Origin of the sequence: Pelomonas margarita, from assembly GCF_043555875.1 — a bacterium.
Lineage (GTDB): Bacteria > Pseudomonadota > Gammaproteobacteria > Burkholderiales > Burkholderiaceae_C > Pelomonas > Pelomonas margarita.
This window is the reverse complement of record NZ_JBIGHW010000026.1, coordinates 1-16,758: the sequence shown is the minus strand read 5'-3', so window position 1 is coordinate 16,758 and position 16,758 is coordinate 1. Positions and strand designations below refer to the sequence as shown.

14 protein-coding genes and 1 tRNA gene are annotated in these 16,758 nt (G+C 63.4%); 1 reads left to right on the top strand and 14 read right to left on the bottom strand.

The genetic code is table 11. The features are described 5' to 3' along the window. The 4 genes from ACG0Z3_RS22685 to rpsL form a co-directional block, all read right to left on the bottom strand. The coding region (locus ACG0Z3_RS22685) for a GTP-binding protein (protein ID WP_229427325.1) at nt 1–127 on the bottom strand (127 nt) is incomplete at its 3' end. Between the two features lie 126 nt (nt 128–253). Continuing rightward, nucleotides 254–2,359 carry an elongation factor G gene (gene fusA / locus ACG0Z3_RS22680; protein ID WP_394402193.1) on the bottom strand — a complete coding sequence of 702 codons (2,106 nt, stop codon included), beginning with the start codon at nt 2,357–2,359 and terminating at the stop codon, nt 254–256. A gap of 68 nt (nt 2,360–2,427) precedes the next feature. After that, on the bottom strand, nt 2,428–2,898 hold the full coding sequence (rpsG, locus tag ACG0Z3_RS22675; protein WP_056194782.1) for a 30S ribosomal protein S7: 471 nt from the start codon (nt 2,896–2,898) through the stop codon (nt 2,428–2,430). A 157-nt stretch (nt 2,899–3,055) separates the two neighbouring features. Next, a complete protein-coding gene (gene rpsL / locus ACG0Z3_RS22670) occupies nt 3,056–3,430 on the bottom strand; it encodes a 30S ribosomal protein S12 (protein ID WP_199596310.1) in 375 nt (124 codons plus the stop codon). Between the two features lie 137 nt (nt 3,431–3,567). Between rpsL and ACG0Z3_RS22665 the strand changes: the two genes are divergently transcribed. Next, on the top strand, nt 3,568–4,035 hold the full coding sequence (locus tag ACG0Z3_RS22665) for a PIN domain-containing protein (RefSeq protein WP_394402188.1): 468 nt from the start codon (nt 3,568–3,570) through the stop codon (nt 4,033–4,035). 51 nt (nt 4,036–4,086) lie between these two features. Here ACG0Z3_RS22665 and rpoC read toward each other — a convergent pair whose 3' ends face one another. The 10 genes from rpoC to ACG0Z3_RS22615 all read right to left on the bottom strand — a co-directional run. Then, nucleotides 4,087–8,304 carry a DNA-directed RNA polymerase subunit beta' gene (gene rpoC, locus ACG0Z3_RS22660; RefSeq protein WP_394402184.1) on the bottom strand — a complete coding sequence of 1,406 codons (4,218 nt, stop codon included), beginning with the start codon at nt 8,302–8,304 and terminating at the stop codon, nt 4,087–4,089. A gap of 11 nt (nt 8,305–8,315) precedes the next feature. Then, nucleotides 8,316–12,437, bottom strand: a complete 4,122-nt coding sequence (gene rpoB, locus ACG0Z3_RS22655) for a DNA-directed RNA polymerase subunit beta (protein ID WP_394402181.1) — start codon at nt 12,435–12,437, stop codon at nt 8,316–8,318. Between the two features lie 335 nt (nt 12,438–12,772). Further along, nucleotides 12,773–13,153, bottom strand: coding sequence for a 50S ribosomal protein L7/L12 (gene rplL / locus ACG0Z3_RS22650; protein WP_394402178.1), 381 nt, complete (start codon nt 13,151–13,153; stop codon nt 12,773–12,775). Nucleotides 13,154–13,204: 51 nt separating this feature from the next. Further along, complete coding sequence (gene rplJ, locus ACG0Z3_RS22645) at nt 13,205–13,738, bottom strand: 50S ribosomal protein L10 (protein ID WP_394402174.1); 534 nt, start codon at nt 13,736–13,738, stop codon at nt 13,205–13,207. A gap of 280 nt (nt 13,739–14,018) precedes the next feature. Then, nucleotides 14,019–14,729: a 50S ribosomal protein L1 gene (rplA, locus tag ACG0Z3_RS22640; RefSeq protein WP_394402171.1), complete on the bottom strand. Its 711-nt coding sequence runs from the start codon at nt 14,727–14,729 to the stop codon at nt 14,019–14,021. Between the two features lie 2 nt (nt 14,730–14,731). Further along, nucleotides 14,732–15,169, bottom strand: coding sequence for a 50S ribosomal protein L11 (rplK, locus tag ACG0Z3_RS22635; RefSeq protein WP_056265790.1), 438 nt, complete (start codon nt 15,167–15,169; stop codon nt 14,732–14,734). Between the two features lie 179 nt (nt 15,170–15,348). Then, complete coding sequence (gene nusG, locus ACG0Z3_RS22630) at nt 15,349–15,927, bottom strand: transcription termination/antitermination protein NusG (RefSeq protein ID WP_394402166.1); 579 nt, start codon at nt 15,925–15,927, stop codon at nt 15,349–15,351. Nucleotides 15,928–15,938: 11 nt separating this feature from the next. Next, complete coding sequence (gene secE / locus ACG0Z3_RS22625; protein WP_394402163.1) at nt 15,939–16,325, bottom strand: preprotein translocase subunit SecE; 387 nt, start codon at nt 16,323–16,325, stop codon at nt 15,939–15,941. 143 nt (nt 16,326–16,468) lie between these two features. Beyond that, nucleotides 16,469–16,544: transfer RNA gene (locus ACG0Z3_RS22620), tRNA-Trp, on the bottom strand. A 14-nt stretch (nt 16,545–16,558) separates the two neighbouring features. After that, a partial coding sequence (locus ACG0Z3_RS22615) for an EF-Tu C-terminal domain-related protein (RefSeq protein WP_474101694.1) occupies nt 16,559–16,758 on the bottom strand: 200 nt, incomplete at its 5' end.

The following is a 16,758-nucleotide window of genomic DNA, read 5'->3' as shown; positions in this document are numbered from 1 at the left end:
CGCCACCGAACTTCTTCGACAGCACGGTTGCGATTGCAGCCGTCAGCGTCGTCTTGCCATGGTCCACGTGACCAATCGTGCCCACGTTCACGTGCGGCTTGGTCCGTTCAAACTTGCCTTTTGCCATTTCAAATCTCCAGAAAAGAGCGTTCGCCAGTCTGTTGGTTTAGCGTTTCCGCAGAGCCCGTGATTCCCGCCGACTGGCGAAGCGGGCGGGCCGCTGCGAAGACGAATTCAGTTCAGGAAAGGCCGATCAGGCCTTGCCGCGCGCCGTGATGATGGCGTCGGCCACGTTCTTCGGAGCTTCGCTGTAGTGCTTGAACTCCATCGTGTACGTGGCACGGCCTTGCGACATCGAGCGCAGCGTCGTCGAGTAGCCGAACATTTCCGACAGCGGGACTTCGGCCTTGATGACCTTGCCGCCACCGACCATGTCGTCCATGCCCTGGACCATGCCGCGACGGCTGGACAGGTCGCCCATGACGTTGCCGGCGTAGTCTTCAGGCGTCTCGACTTCCACGGCCATCATCGGCTCCAGGATCACCGGCGAGGCCTTGCGGCAGCCTTCCTTGAAGCCCAGCGAAGCAGCCATCTTGAACGCGTTTTCGTTCGAGTCCACGTCGTGGTAGGAACCGAAAGTCAGCGTGACCTTGACGTCGACCACCGGGAAGCCGGCCAGCACGCCGTTCGGCAGGGAATCGATGATGCCCTTCTCGACCGCAGGGATGTACTCGCGAGGAACCACGCCGCCCTTGATGGCGTCGACGAACTCGAAGCCCTTGCCAGCTTCTTGCGGCTCGACGGTCAGCACGACATGGCCGTACTGGCCCTTGCCGCCGGACTGGCGAACGAACTTGCCTTCCACGTCGGAGACCGACTTGCGGATGGTTTCGCGGTAGGCCACCTGCGGCTTGCCGACGTTGGCTTCCACGCCGAACTCGCGCTTCATGCGGTCGACGATGATTTCCAGGTGCAGCTCGCCCATGCCGGAAATGATGGTCTGGCCCGACTCTTCGTCGGTGCGCAGACGGAAGGACGGGTCTTCCTTGGCCAGACGGCCCAGGGCGATGCCCATCTTTTCCTGGTCGGCCTTGGTCTTGGGCTCGACGGCCTGCGAGATCACGGGCTCAGGGAAGACCATCTTTTCCAGCGTGATGATGGCTTCGGGGTCGCACAGGGTTTCGCCCGTGGTGACGTCCTTCAGGCCCACGCAGGCGGCGATGTCGCCGGCCAGAATTTCCGAGATTTCTTCACGCTGGTTGGCGTGCATCTGCAGGATCCGGCCGATGCGCTCTTTCTTGCCGCGGATCGGGTTGTAGACGCTGGCGCCCGACTGCAGCACGCCCGAGTAGACGCGCACGAAGGTCAGCTGGCCGACGTAGGGGTCGGTCATCAGCTTGAAGGCCAGCGCGGCGAACTTCTCGTTGTCGTCGGCCTTGCGAACCACGGGCTGGTCGTCTTCGTCGGTGCCCGGCACCGGCGGCACGTCGATGGGCGACGGCATGAAGTCGATGACGCCGTCCAGCATGCGCTGCACGCCCTTGTTCTTGAAGGCAGTGCCGCAGAACATCGGCTGAATTTCCGCAGCGATGGTGCGCTTGCGGATGGCCACGACGACTTCCTCTTCGCTCAGGTCGCCCGACTCGAGGTACTTGTTCATCAGCTCTTCGCTGGACTCAGCGGCGGCTTCGATGAGGTTCTCACGCCATTTGACGGCGTCAGCCTGCAGGTCGGCAGGGATGTCCTCGTACGTGAACTTCATGCCTTGCGAGGCGTCGTCCCAAATGATCGCCTTCATCTTGATGAGGTCGATCACGCCGGTGAAGTTCTCTTCGGCGCCGATGGGGATCACGACGGGCACGGGGTTGGCCTTGAGGCGCAGCTTCATCTGGTCATAGACCTTGAAGAAGTTCGCGCCGGTGCGGTCCATCTTGTTGACGAACGCGAGGCGTGGCACCTTGTACTTGTTGGCCTGGCGCCAGACGGTTTCCGACTGGGGCTGCACGCCACCGACGGCGCAATAGACCATGCAGGCGCCGTCCAGCACGCGCATCGAACGCTCGACTTCAATCGTGAAGTCGACGTGTCCGGGCGTGTCGATGATGTTGATGCGGTGTTCTGGACGGGCGAGGTCCATGCCCTTCCAGAAGCAAGTCGTCGCGGCCGACGTAATCGTGATGCCGCGCTCTTGCTCCTGCTCCATCCAGTCCATCGTGGCGGCGCCATCGTGAACTTCACCGATCTTGTGGTTCACACCGGTGTAGTAAAGGATGCGCTCGGTCGTGGTGGTCTTGCCGGCATCGATGTGCGCAGAGATACCGATGTTGCGGTAGCGCTCGATGGGGGTTTTGCGGGCCATGGTTTGCTCCAGAAGACAGGAGCCGCCAGCGGGTTGGTAGAAACCCGAGGCGGCCGAAAAACGGTGGTTTAGAAGCGGAAGTGCGAGAAGGCCTTGTTGGCTTCTGCCATGCGGTGGACTTCGTCGCGCTTCTTCATCGCGCCACCACGGCCTTCAGCGGCCTCCAGCAGTTCATTGGCCAGGCGTTGGGCCATCGACTTCTCACCGCGCTTGCGAGCGGATTCCTTCAACCAGCGCATGGCGAGGGCCATCCGGCGGACGGGGCGAACTTCCACGGGAACTTGGTAGTTCGCACCGCCGACACGGCGGGACTTCACTTCAACCATGGGCTTCACGTTGTTCAGGGCGACCATGAACACTTCCAGCGGGTCCTTGCCGATCTTCTTCTCGACCTGCTCCAGGGCACCGTAAATGATGCGCTCAGCGACGGCCTTCTTGCCCGATTCCATGATGACGTTCATGAACTTGGACAGATCGACGGAACCGAACTTGGGGTCCGGCAGGATCTCGCGCTTGGGTACTTCGCGACGACGTGGCATGGCACTCTTCCTTTTTCTTCAGTTGGAGGGGCTTGTTGCCTCACTCCGCTGGACAACCACCGACATCTGGGGTCATCCACTTACTCGGCCGCTGCGATATTTCAGCGAGCCGCAACAACGTTGGATCAGTCAGTGGCGACTGAACCGAACAAACGATTTACTTCTTCGGACGCTTCGCGCCGTACTTGGAGCGCGACTGCTTGCGATCCTTGACGCCTTGCAGGTCGAGGGAGCCGCGGACGATGTGGTAACGCACACCGGGCAGGTCCTTCACGCGACCGCCGCGCACGAGCACGACGCTGTGTTCTTGCAGGTTGTGGCCTTCACCGCCGATGTACGAGATGACCTCGAAACCGTTGGTCAGACGCACCTTGGCGACCTTACGCAGAGCCGAGTTCGGCTTCTTGGGCGTGGTGGTGTAGACGCGGGTGCAGACACCGCGGCGCTGCGGGCAGTTCTGCATCGCAGGCGACTTGGACTTCGTGACTTCGGCTTCACGGCCTTGGCGCACGAGTTGATTGATGGTTGGCATAAAACGACTTGTTCCCGTTTGAAGTCAGTGAACCTCACGTTTCGAGCGCGCAGCAAAGCAGCGCGCCAAAAGGCGAAGAGCCGACGATTGTAGACCGCAAGGCTTCTTGGCACAAGGGAGGCGGGTAAGCTGCGCCGATGCCCACACCCCACTGCGCCCTGCCGGCAGCGTCAGACAGCCGCCCCACCATCGTCGTCGACACCCAGGTCGTCATGGACTGGCTGGTGTTCAACGACGCCCGGGTGCAAGCCCTGGCCGCGGCGCTCATGTCGGGTGGGCTGCGCTGGCTGGTCGCCACGGCAATGCGTGACGAGATCCGCCATGTGCTGGGCAGGGGCGTCGCTGCGAGCTATGCGCCGGACCTGGGGCTCATCGAGGCGCGGCTCGATGCGCATTCGCTGCCGGTCGACGCCGCCCCGGCACAGCCGCTGGCCGGCCGGCTCGTGTGCCGCGACCCTGACGACCAGAAGTTCATCGACCTCGCGCTGGCTGGCGAAGCGCGCTGGCTCGTGTCGCGTGACAAGGCCCTGCTGGCCCTGGCCAAGCGCGCCAGGCCGCGCGGCCTGCTGATCGTCAAGCCCGAGGCCTGGACGCTCACACCATGAAAAAAGCCGCCCTAGCGAACCAGGGCGGCTTTCATGGTCAGGTGGCGCTGATTACTCAGCAGCGTCCGAACCCGCGTCGACATCCGCCATCTGCGCGGCAGCCAGTTCCTCGGCTTCCTGCAGGGCGATAGCACGGCGCTCGGCGTCGTCCATGGCTTCCTTGGCGCGGCGCGCGTCGTGGAAGGCCATGCCGGTACCGGCCGGGATCAGGCGACCCACGATGACGTTTTCCTTCAGGCCGCGCAGCTCGTCGCGCTTGCCCATGATGGCAGCCTCGGTGAGCACGCGGGTCGTTTCCTGGAAGGAAGCGGCCGAGATGAAGGAGTCCGTCGACAGCGAGGCCTTGGTGATGCCCAGCAGCACGTCGGCATGGGTGGCAATCAGCTTGCCTTCCTTGCGCATGCGGTCGTTGGTGTCCAGCAGCTCCGAACGCTCGACCTGCTCGTTCAGGATGTAGTGCGTGTCGCCCGGGTTGGTGATGACCACGCGGCGCAGCATCTGGCGAACGATCACCTCGATGTGCTTGTCGTTGATCTTCACGCCCTGGAGTCGGTACACGTCCTGCACTTCGTCGACGATGTAGCGCGCCAGTTCCTCGATGCCCAACAGGCGCAGGATGTCCTGCGGGTCTGCCGCGCCGTCGACGATCAGTTCGCCGCGGTTGACCACCTGGCCTTCGTGCACCAGGATGTTCTTTTCCTTGGGCACCAGTTCCTCGTGGGCCTTGCCGTCTGGATCGGTGATCTGCAGGCGGATCTTGCCCTTGGTCTCCTTGCCGAACGACACCGTGCCGGTCTGCTCGGCCAGCACGCCGACGTCCTTGGGCGAGCGGGCTTCGAAGAGCTCGGCCACACGCGGCAGACCGCCGGTAATGTCACGGGTCTTCTGGCCTTCGACCGGGATACGGGCGAGCACTTCACCGGGCAGCAGTTCCTGGCCGTCGCGGATCTGGACCAGCGAGCCGACCTGGAAGCCGATGGCCACCGAGTGGTCGGTACCGGGGATCTTGACCTCGTGGCCTTGCGCGTCCAGCAGCTTGACCTGCGGGCGGACGATCTTGGCGGCGCCGCGGCGCTTCGGGTCGATAACCACCAGCGTCGACAGGCCGGTCACCTCGTCCACCTGCTTGGCGACGGTCACGCCTTCCTCGACGTTCTCGAACTTCGCCTGACCGGCGAATTCCGTGATGATCGGGCGGGTCAGCGGGTCCCAGTTCGCGAGCACCAGGCCGGCCTTGATGACCTGGCTGGCCTTGATGTTCAGGATCGCGCCGTACGGCACCTTGTGACGCTCGCGCTCACGGCCGTGCGGGTCGGAGATGACGATTTCGCCGGAGCGGGAAATCACCACCAGTTCGCCCTTGCCGTTCGTGACGTAACGCATCGTGGCGTTGAAGCCGATGATGCCGTCCGACTTGGCTTCGACGCTCGAGGCGACGGCAGCGCGCGACGCGGCACCGCCGATGTGGAAGGTCCGCATCGTCAGCTGCGTGCCCGGTTCACCGATGGACTGCGCGGCGATAACGCCCACAGCTTCACCGGTGTTGACCAGGCCGCCACGGCCCAGATCGCGGCCGTAGCACTTGGCGCACAGGCCGAAGCGCGTGCCGCAGGTCAGCGGCGTGCGGACCTTGATCTCGTCCACGCCGGCCTGTTCCAGCACGTCGAGCGTGTCTTCGTCCAGCATCTTGCCGGCGCCGAGCAGCGGGGCCTGGGTCTCGGGGTGGACGACGTCGATGGCGGTCACGCGGCCGAGGACGCGGTCGCGCAGCGATTCGATGACTTCACCGCCTTCGACCAGGGCGCGCATCGCCATGCCGTTGTCGGTGCCGCAATCGACTTCGGTCACGACCAAGTCCTGCGTCACGTCGACCAGACGCCGCGTCAGGTAGCCGGAGTTCGCGGTCTTCAGCGCCGTGTCCGCCAGGCCCTTACGAGCACCGTGGGTGGAGATGAAGTACTGCAGAACGTTCAGGCCTTCACGGAAGTTCGCCGTGATGGGCGTCTCGATGATGGAGCCGTCCGGCTTGGCCATCAGGCCGCGCATGCCGGCCAGCTGGCGGATCTGGGCGGCGGAACCCCGCGCGCCCGAGTCGGCCATCATGTAGATCGAGTTGAACGACTCCTGATCGACGGTCTTGCCGTGGCGATCGGTCGTCTTCTCGACCTTCAGGTGCTCCATCATCTTCTTGCCGATTTCGTCACCGGCCTTGCCCCAGATGTCCACCACCTTGTTGTAGCGCTCACCAGCGGTCACGAGACCCGAGACATACTGCTGCTCGATCTCCTTGACCTCGCTCTCGGCGCGCTCGATCAGCGTGTGCTTCTGAGCGGGCACCAGCATGTCATCGATGGCGATTGAGATGCCGGCGCGCGTGGCCAGCTTGAAACCGCTTTGCAGCAGCTTGTCGGCCAGCACGACGGTTTCCTTCAGGCCGCACTTGCGGAAGCTCGTGTTGATGAGACGCGAGATTTCCTTCTTCTTCAGCGCCTTGTTGATGTTCGAGAACGGCAGGCCCTTGGGCAGGATCTCGGACAGCAGGGCACGGCCGACGGTGGTGTCCACGAGCTTGGTCTCGGGCTCGAATTCGCCCGTTTCCTTGTTCTTGGTCCACTCGGTCAGGCGCACGCTGATCTTGGCGGTGATTTCCACGGCGCCGTTTTCCAGCGCGCGGATGATCTCGGGGATGTCCGAGAAGATCAGGCCTTCGCCCTTGCCGTTGGTGCGCTCGCGGGTGGCGTAGTACAGGCCCAGCACCACGTCTTGCGACGGGACGATGGACGGCTCGCCGGACGCGGGGAACAGCACGTTGTTGGAGGCCAGCATCAGCGTGCGGGCTTCCATCTGCGCTTCGATCGACAGCGGCACGTGGACGGCCATCTGGTCACCGTCGAAGTCGGCGTTGAAGGCCGAGCAGACGAGCGGGTGCAGCTGGATGGCCTTGCCTTCGATCAGCACGGGCTCGAAGGCCTGGATGCCCAGGCGGTGCAGCGTCGGGGCGCGGTTCAGCAGAACCGGGTGCTCCTTGATGACTTCTTCCAGGATGTCCCAGACCACCGGCGTGCCGGATTCGACTTCCTTCTTCGCAGCCTTGATCGTCGTCGCGATGCCCATGGCTTCGAGACGGCTGAAGATGAAGGGCTTGAAGAGCTCCAGCGCCATCAGCTTGGGCAGGCCGCACTGGTGCAGCTTGAGCGTCGGGCCCACGGTAATGACGGAACGACCCGAGTAGTCGACGCGCTTGCCCAGCAAGTTCTGACGGAAGCGACCGCTCTTGCCCTTGATCATGTCGGCCAGCGACTTGAGGGCACGCTTGTTCGCGCCGGTCATCGCCTTGCCGCGGCGGCCGTTGTCCAGCAGCGAGTCGACGGCTTCCTGCAGCATGCGCTTTTCGTTGCGCACGATGATCTCAGGGGCCTTCAGCTCCAGCAGACGGGCCAGGCGGTTGTTGCGGTTGATGACGCGACGGTAGAGGTCGTTCAGGTCGGAGGTCGCGAAGCGGCCGCCGTCCAGCGGCACCAGCGGACGCAGGTCCGGCGGCAGCACCGGCAGCACGTCCATGACCATCCAGTTCGGCTTGATGCCGGACTTCTTGAAGGCCTCCATGACCTTGAGGCGCTTGGAGTTCTTCTTGACCTTGAGCTCCGAGCCGGTCATGTCGTTGCGGAGCTTGTCGATCTCGATGTCGAGATCCATGTCCTCCAGCAGCTTCTTGACGCCCTCGGCACCCATCAGCGCGATGAACTCGTCACCGTACTCCAGGCGCTTCGCGTCGTAGTCGTCCTCGCTCATGATCGAGAACTTCTTCAGCGGCGTCATGCCGCTGTCGACGACGACATACGCCTCGAAGTACAGCACGCGTTCGATGTCGCGCAGCGTCATGTCGAGCACGAGGCCCAGACGGCTGGGGAGCGACTTCAGGAACCAGATGTGCGCGCAGGGCGCCGCCAGGTCGATGTGACCCATGCGGTCACGGCGAACCTTGGTCTGCGTGACTTCAACGCCGCACTTCTCGCAGATGACGCCGCGGTGCTTCAGGCGCTTGTACTTGCCGCACAGGCACTCGTAGTCCTTGATCGGGCCAAAGATCTTGGCGCAGAACAGGCCGTCGCGCTCGGGCTTGAAGGTGCGGTAGTTGATGGTCTCGGGCTTCTTCACCTCGCCGAACGACCAGCTGCGGATCTTCTCCGGGGAAGCCAGGCCGATCTTGATGGCATCGAAATGCTCATCGGGGGTGAATTGCTTGAAAAGGTCGAGTAGTCCCTTCATGCATCTGCTCCTTAATTGCGTTCCAGTTCAATGTCGATGCCCAAGGAGCGGATTTCCTTGACCAGCACATTGAACGATTCGGGCATGCCCGCTTCGATGGCGTGTTCGCCCTTGACGATGGACTCGTACACCTTGGTGCGGCCGTTCACGTCGTCGGACTTGACCGTCAGCATTTCCTGCAGGATGTACGACGCGCCATAGGCTTCCAGCGCCCAGACTTCCATTTCGCCGAAACGCTGGCCGCCGAACTGGGCCTTGCCGCCCAGCGGTTGCTGCGTGACCAGCGAGTACGGGCCGGTCGAACGGGCGTGCATCTTGTCGTCCACCAAGTGGTGCAGCTTCAGCACGTGCATGTAGCCGACGGTGACCGGGCGCTCGAACTGCTCGCCGGTGCGGCCGTCGCACAGCCAGGCCTGGGTGCGCGTCTCGGTCAGCCCCTTCTTGGCGGCGATGTCGTCCGGGTAGGCCAACTTCAGCATGCCGCGGATTTCTTCTTCCTTGGCACCGTCGAACACCGGCGTCGCGAAGGGCACGCCCTTGGCGAGGTTCTCGGCCATCTCCAGCACTTCCGTGTCGGACAGCTCGTCGATGTTCTCGGTCTTGCCGCCGCTCTGGTTGTAGAGCTGGTCGAACAGCTTGCGCAGCTCGGCCACCTTGGAGTGCTGCTGCAGCATGTCGCCGATGCGCTGGCCGATGCCCTTGCCGGCCCAGCCCAAGTGCACTTCCAGCACCTGGCCCACGTTCATCCGCGACGGGACGCCCAGCGGGTTCAGCACGATGTCGGCAGGCGTGCCGTCGGCCATGTAGGGCATGTCTTCGATCGGCGTGACCTTGGACACCACACCCTTGTTGCCGTGACGGCCGGCCATCTTGTCGCCAGGCTGCAGGCGACGCTTGACGGCCAGGTAGACCTTGACCATCTTCAGCACGCCGGCGGGCAGCTCGTCGCCCTGCGTCAGCTTCTTGCGCTTCTCTTCGAAGGACAGGTCGAAGCTGTGGCGGGTCTGGTCCAGCGCGTTCTTGATGGACTCGAGCTGGTTGGCGACCTCTTCCTCGGCCGGACGCACGTCGAACCAGTGGAACTTCTCGACGGAGCCGAGGTAGTCCTTGGTGATGACGGTGCCCTTGGCGATCTTCTGCGGGCCACCGTTGGCAACGCGGCCGACCAGCAGCTTCTCGATACGGTCGAATGCGTCGCTCTCGACGATGCGCAGCTGGTCGTTCAGGTCCAGGCGGTAGCGCTTCAGTTCGTCGTCGATGATCTGCTGCGCGCGCTTGTCGCGCTGGATGCCTTCACGGGTGAAGACCTGCACGTCGATGACGGTGCCGCTGGTGCCCTGGTCGACACGCAGCGACGTGTCCTTCACGTCCGAAGCCTTCTCGCCGAAGATCGCGCGCAGCAGCTTCTCTTCCGGCGTCAGCGTCGTTTCGCCCTTCGGCGTGACCTTGCCGACCAGCACGTCGCCCGGGTTCACTTCGGCACCGATGTAGACGATGCCCGACTCGTCCAGGCGGCCCAGTTGCTGCTCGGACAGGTTGGGGATGTCGCGGGTGATTTCTTCCGAACCCAGCTTGGTGTCACGCGCGTTGACCACCAGTTCCTCGATGTGGATCGAGGTGTAGCGGTCTTCGGCGATGACGCGTTCCGAGATCAGGATCGAGTCTTCGAAGTTGTAGCCGTTCCACGGCATGAACGCGACCAGCATGTTCTGGCCCAGGGCCAGTTCACCGATGTCGGTGGAGGCACCGTCGGCAATGATGTCCTCGGCCGCCACCTTGTCACCACGGCGCACGATGGGGCGCTGGTGGATGTTGGTGTTCTGGTTGGAACGCTGGTACTTGATCAGGTTGTAGATGTCGACACCAACCTCACCGGCCACGGTCTCGTTGTCGTTCACGCGGATCACGATGCGGTTCGTGTCCACGTAGTCGACCACGCCGCCACGACGGGCTGCCACCACGGTGCCGGAGTCCTTGGCCGCCACGCGCTCGACGCCCGTGCCCACCAGCGCCTTTTCGGGGCGCAGGGTCGGCACAGCCTGACGCTGCATGTTGGCGCCCATCAATGCGCGGTTCGCGTCATCGTGCTCTAGGAAGGGCACGAGCGAGGCCGCGACCGACACGATCTGCGTCGGCGCCACGTCCATGTACTGGATGCGCTCGGGCGAGGTCAGCACCGATTCGCCGTTCTCACGGGCGGACACCAGCTCATCGGTCAGCGCGCCGCTGGCATTCAGCGTGGCGTTGGCCTGGGCGATGACGTACTTGCCTTCCTCGATGGCGGACAAGTAGTCGATCTGATCGGTGACGTGGCCGTCGACAACGCGGCGGTACGGCGTCTCCAGGAAGCCGTATTCGTTCAGCTGGGCGTACAACGCCAGCGAGTTGATCAGGCCGATGTTCGGGCCTTCCGGCGTTTCGATCGGGCAGACGCGGCCGTAGTGGGTCGGGTGCACGTCGCGGACTTCGAAGCCAGCGCGCTCGCGGGTCAGACCGCCCGGGCCCAGGGCCGAGACGCGACGCTTGTGCGTGATCTCGGACAGCGGGTTGGTCTGGTCCATGAACTGCGACAGCTGCGACGCACCGAAGAACTCCTTCAACGCCGCAGAGATCGGCTTGGAGTTGATCAGGTCGTGCGGCATCAGGGCTTCGGTCTCGGCCTGGCCCAGACGTTCCTTGACGGCCTTCTCGATGCGGGCGAGGCCCGAGCGGTACTGGTTTTCGGCCAGTTCGCCCACGCAACGCACGCGGCGATTGCCCAGGTGGTCGATGTCGTCCACTTCGCCGCGGCCATTGCGCAGCTCGACGAGGATCTTGACGACGTCAAGGATGTCCTCGTTGGACAGGTTCATGTTGCCTTCGGGCGTGTCACGGCCGACACGCGCGTTGAACTTCATGCGACCGACACGACTCAGATCGTAGGTGTCGGTGCTGTAGAACAGGCGGTTGAACAGGGCCTCGACGGCGTCTTCCGTCGGCGGCTCGCCGGGGCGCATCATGCGGTAGATGGCGACGCGGGCGGCCAACTGCGTCTCGGTCTCGTCGGACGCCAGCGTCTGCGAGATATAGGCGCCTTCGTCCAGCTCGTTCGTGAACAGCGCCTGCACTTCCTTGACGCCGGCGGCGCGCAGCTTCTTCAGCAGCGCGTCGGTCAGCTCGTCGTTGGCGCGGGCAATGATCTCGCCGGTGTCGGCGTCGATCATGTTCTTGGCCAGCACGCGGCCGACCAGGAAGTCCTCCGGCACCGAGATGTGCTGCGTGCCGGACTGCTCCAGCTGGCGCACGTGACGGGCCGTGATGCGCTTGTCCTTCTCGACGATGACGGCGCCGCTCTTGTCGACGATGTCGAAGCGGGCGACTTCACCCTTCAGGCGGTCGGCCACGAATTCGAGCTGCGCGCCGACATCCATCAGGCGGAAGTTGTCGAACACGAAGAAGTGAGCCAGGATCTGCTCGGGGTTCAGGCCGATGGCCTTGAGCAGGATCGTGACCGGCATCTTGCGGCGGCGGTCGACGCGGAAGTACAGGATGTCCTTCGGGTCGAACTCGAAGTCCAGCCAGGAACCGCGGTAGGGAATGATGCGGGCGCTGAACAGCAGCTTGCCCGACGAGTGCGTCTTGCCCTTGTCGTGCTCGAAGAACACGCCCGGCGAACGGTGCAGCTGCGACACGATGACGCGCTCGGTACCGTTGACGATGAAGGAGCCGTAGTCGGTCATCAGGGGCACTTCGCCCATGTAGACCTCTTGCTCCTTGATTTCCTTGACCGTCTTCGCCTGGGGCGATTCACGGTCATAGATGATCATCTGCAGGCGCGCACGCACGGCGGCTGCATAGGTCAACCCACGCTGCTGGCACTCACGGGTGTCAAACGGCGGCTTGGCGATGTTGAACTCGAGGAACTTCATCTCGACGAAACCGTTGTGCGAAACAATCGGGAACGCCGAAAGGAAAGCCGCCTGCAAGCCTTCGGGCTTGCGCTTGGCGGGGGCCACGTCCTTCTGCAGGAAGGCCACGTAGCTGTCCTTCTGCATCGTGAGCAGATAGGGAACGTTGAGAACGCTCTCGCGCTTGCCGAAGCTCTTGCGGATCCGCTTGCGCTCGGTGTAGCTGTAGGGGGTTGCTTGCGCCATAAACACTCCGTGTCGAGTGCGCCCCCGGCCGTGGGACGCACCGCGTCGGCGACTGGCTGGCTCACGCGCCCACAGACGGGCGGCTGCCTAGCTTGGTGGTTGGCCACTACCAACCGCTGGCGGACAACCCCGGCATTGCACCGGAGTCCGACCAAACTGGTTCTCTGCAGTCGGATCAGAGAACACGTGAAAGAACCGCGCATCATACAGCGCGCGGTTCTTTCAGCTGTCCTCTACGGGGACAAACCCGTAAAGACGAAAAAGGGGATGCCCGAAAGCAACCCCTTTTCTAGCAAGTGGGGTCGGAGCTGCTTCGCAGGTCCAACCCCAAGCCTTTACTTCAGCTCAGCCTTGGCGCCGGCTTCCACCAGCTTCTTGACAGCGGCTTCGCCGTCAGCCTTGGACACGCCTTCCTTGACGTTCTTCGGAGCGCCGTCGACCAGGTCCTTGGCTTCCTTGAGGCCCAGACCGGTGATTTCGCGGACGGCCTTGATGACTCCGACCTTCTGCGCGCCGGCTTCGACCAGCACGACGTTGAATTCGGTCTTCTCTTCAGCGGCAGCAGCAGCACCGCCGCCAGCACCACCGGCGGCCGGAGCAGCCATCGAAGCGGCGGACACGCCGAACTTCTCTTCGATTGCCTTGACCAGGTCGTTCAGTTCCAGAACGGACATGCTGTCCAGGGCGGTCAGGAAAGCGTCTTTATCGAATGCCATGATTAATTCCTAAAAAACAGATGGGTTGCGTATGAACGCGTTGTTCGTCGATCAGGCTGCGGCCGGGGCTTCGGCGGGGGCTTCAGCAGCCACAGCACCTTCACCACGCTTTGCAGCCAGGGCAGCCAGCACGGCCGCGGTGCGTTGCACCGGCGACAGCAGCAGGCCGGCGATCTGCGACAGCAGGACTTCCTTGGACGGGACGGAGGCCAGAGCCTTCACGCCATTGACGTCCAGAGCCTTGCCACCGTAGGCACCACCCTTGATGACGAGCTTGTCGTTGGTCTTGGCAAAGTCAGCGATGACTTTGGCAGCCGCGACAGCGTCTTCCGAAAAGCCGTAGATCAGCGGGCCGACCATGCTCTCCGAAGCAGCCTCGAACGGGGTGCCGGCGACGGCGCGACGGGCCAGGGTGTTCTTCAGCACGTGAAGATAGACACCCTTGGAACGTGCGTCGACGCGCAGCTTGTTCAAGGCTTCCACGGTGAGGCCACGGTACTCGGCCAGCGCCAGGGTCTGCGACTTCGCTGCTTGCGCTGCGACGTCGGAGACAACGGCTGCCTTCTCGTTGCGATTGAGACTCAAGGTCTACTCCTCACATTTGCTCCCTCGGGCCTTGCGGCCGTTGAGAGCGCCAGGGATTCAGCGACCATCTGTCAGGAAAAACCTGTCAGCGGGACCGCCATCTGCGCTGGTTCTCGATCACCGACGAATCGGCGACTTCGATTTAAGGGGTCTCCACCAGCGGTCTTGGATGACGCGCCGCCTTCGGCGAACCGGAAGCAGCGCCCCACCAATCTTTGTTGCCCGGGGCCAGACTCGCCCCGCGCAGATTCTTTACCCCGACCCTCGGGCCGGGGCAGACTCAGGCTGCGTTGGCCTGGGCGTTGATCGACGCGATTTCGACTCGGGCACCGACACCCATCGTCGAGGACACAGCGACCTTGCGCAGGTAGATGCCCTTGCTCGACGCCGGCTTGCTCTTGTTCAGAGCTTCGATCAGCGCGCGCAGGTTGCCTTCCAGCTTGTCGGTGTCGAACGAGCGACGGCCGAGGGTGCCGTGGATGATGCCAGCCTTGTCGACGCGGAACTGGACCTGGCCAGCCTTGGCGTTCTTGACGGCGGTGGCGACGTCCGGGGTCACGGTGCCAACCTTGGGGTTAGGCATCAGGCCGCGCGGGCCCAGGATCTGACCCAGGGTACCGACGACACGCATCGTGTCCGGCGAGGCGATGACCACGTCGAAGGGCATGTCGCCCGCCTTGACGCGCTCGGCCAAGTCTTCCATGCCGACGACGTCGGCGCCGGCGGCGCGGGCTTCTTCAGCCTTGGCGCCTTGGGCGAACACGGCGACGCGCTTGGTCTTGCCGGTGCCGTTGGGCAGCACGACGGCGCCACGAACGACTTGGTCCGACTTCTTGGCATCGATGCCGAGTTGCACGGCGACGTCGATGGACTCATCGAACTTGGCCGAAGCCAGGCTCTTGACCAGGTCCAGGGCTTCGGTCAGCGCATACAGCTTGGTCGACTCGACCTTGCCAGCCAGCGCCTTTTGCTTCTTGGTGAGCTTGGCCATGTTCAGACCCCTTCCACGATGATGCCCATCGAGCGGGCGGAGCCGGCGATGGTCTTGACCGCAGCGTCCATGCTGGCAGCCGTCAGGTCTTTGGTCTTGATCGTTGCGATCTCCTCCAACTGGGCGCGGGTCAGCTTGCCGACCTTGTCCAGGTGGGGGCGCTGCGAGCCCTTCTCGATCTTCGCGGCCTTCTTGATCAGCACGGTCGCCGGGGGCGACTTGATGACGAAGGTGAAGCTCTTGTCTGCGAACGCGGTGATGACCACCGGCAGCTTCATGCCCGGCTCGAAGCCGGCGCCAGAAGTCTGGGCGTTGAACGCCTTGCAGAATTCCATGATGTTCAGGCCACGCTGACCCAGCGCGGGACCGACCGGCGGCGAGGGGTTGGCCTTGCCTGCGGCGACTTGCAGCTTGATGAAGCCGACAATCTTCTTTGCCATGTTTTCTCCAATCCAGTGCCCGGGCGGCAAAGCCTGGGCACCTGAGTGCTAGCGCATCGGACTCGGACTGGATCTGGGACCCAGGCCCTTACCTTTGCTCCTCTTGTCCGCCTCTCGTTGCAGACTGGTCACGGGCCGACGCTCAGGGCGCGCCGACCAAAGCCCGCGATTCTAGCGCGTCAGACCTTTTCGACCTGCGCGAAGTCCAGCTCCACCGGCGTGGCGCGACCGAAGATCGTGACCGACACACGCACCTTGGACTTGTCGTAGTTGACTTCCTCGACCGAGCCGTTGAAGTCGGTGAAGGGACCTTCCTTGACGCGCACGACCTCGCCGACCGTCCACTCGACCTTGGGCCGGGGCTTCTCGACGCCTTCCTGCATCTGGTTGACGATCTTCATGACCTCGGCTTCCGAGATCGGGGCCGGGCGGTTCTTCGCGCCGCCCACGAAACCCGTCACCTTGGACGTGTGCTTCACCAGGTGCCAGGACTCGTCGTCCATGAACATCTCGACCAGCACGTAGCCGGGGAAGAAGCGGCGCTCGGTGACGGCCTTCTTGCCGTTCTTCAGCTCGACGACTTCTTCGGTCGGCACGAGGATGCGGCCGAACTTGTCCTGCATGGCCGCGCGGTCGACGCGCTCACGCAGGTTGCGCTCGACAGCCTTCTCCATGCCCGAATAGGCATGGACGACATACCAGCGCTTGGGCAGGCCAGCGGGCGCCTCGGCGGCAGCGACGTTTTGCTCTTCGCTCATCTCGTTCCTTCTCAGCGCTTCCAGCCCAGGATCAGGTCGTACAGCACCCACTCCAGCGTCTTGTCGGTCATCCACAGAAACAAAGCCATGATGACGACGAAGATAAACACATAGAGGGTCATCTGCCCCGCCTCTTTGCGAGTCGGCCAGACCACCTTCTTCACTTCGCGAACCGAGTCCCGGCCATAGGCAATCAACGCCTTGCCGTGCTCAGACGTGAAGAACGTCGCCACACCGGCTGCCAGCAGCGCGATCAGCGCGCCCCACTGGGCCAGCGCGCCCTGCTTGGACAAGCCGTAGTAAGCCACCAGCGCGCCGATCAGCAACAGCACCGCAACAGCCAGCTTGGCCTTGTCAGCGCCGCTGGTCACGGTCTCGACTTGGGGAGGATTCGCCATCAATTTACTTTCACGCGCCACCCTCGGGCGGCTGTTCAGACGCTACGACGGCTTGTAGCCATCAGCAGCAAGGCCCGCCGAGATCACTCTCGCGGGCCGATGCTTGACTAGCCAGTAAACCAACCGCCGGGATCAGTGGCGGGTGGCAGGGGCAGAGGGTCTCGAACCCCCAACCTTCGGTTTTGGAGACCGACGCTCTGCCAATTGAGCTATGCCCCTGTGGCCTTGAAAACTTACTCGAGGATCGTGGCGACGACGCCCGAACCGACGGTGCGGCCGCCTTCACGGATGGCGAAACGCAGACCCGTTTCCATCGCGATCGGCGCGATCAGCTTCACGGTGATGCCGACGTTGTCGCCAGGCATGACCATTTCCTTGTCCTTCGGCAGCTCCACGGCACCGGTCACGTCCGTCGTGCGGAAGTAGAACTGGG

Excerpts from the sequence above, each read along its gene's own strand:
- ACG0Z3_RS22665 (WP_394402188.1), top strand. The coding sequence starts at position 3,568 with ATGCCCACACCCCACTGCGCCCTGCCGGCAGCGTCAGACAGCCGCCCC.
- rpsL (WP_199596310.1), bottom strand. The coding sequence starts at position 3,430 with ATGCCAACCATCAATCAACTCGTGCGCCAAGGCCGTGAAGCCGAAGTC.
- nusG (WP_394402166.1), bottom strand. The coding sequence starts at position 15,927 with ATGAGCGAAGAGCAAAACGTCGCTGCCGCCGAGGCGCCCGCTGGCCTG.
- secE (WP_394402163.1), bottom strand. The coding sequence starts at position 16,325 with ATGGCGAATCCTCCCCAAGTCGAGACCGTGACCAGCGGCGCTGACAAG.
- rplL (WP_394402178.1), bottom strand. The coding sequence starts at position 13,153 with ATGGCATTCGATAAAGACGCTTTCCTGACCGCCCTGGACAGCATGTCC.
- rpsG (WP_056194782.1), bottom strand. The coding sequence starts at position 2,898 with ATGCCACGTCGTCGCGAAGTACCCAAGCGCGAGATCCTGCCGGACCCC.
- fusA (WP_394402193.1), bottom strand. The coding sequence starts at position 2,359 with ATGGCCCGCAAAACCCCCATCGAGCGCTACCGCAACATCGGTATCTCT.
- rplA (WP_394402171.1), bottom strand. The coding sequence starts at position 14,729 with ATGGCCAAGCTCACCAAGAAGCAAAAGGCGCTGGCTGGCAAGGTCGAG.
- rplK (WP_056265790.1), bottom strand. The coding sequence starts at position 15,169 with ATGGCAAAGAAGATTGTCGGCTTCATCAAGCTGCAAGTCGCCGCAGGC.
- rpoB (WP_394402181.1), bottom strand. The coding sequence starts at position 12,437 with ATGGCGCAAGCAACCCCCTACAGCTACACCGAGCGCAAGCGGATCCGC.
- rpoC (WP_394402184.1), bottom strand. The coding sequence starts at position 8,304 with ATGAAGGGACTACTCGACCTTTTCAAGCAATTCACCCCCGATGAGCAT.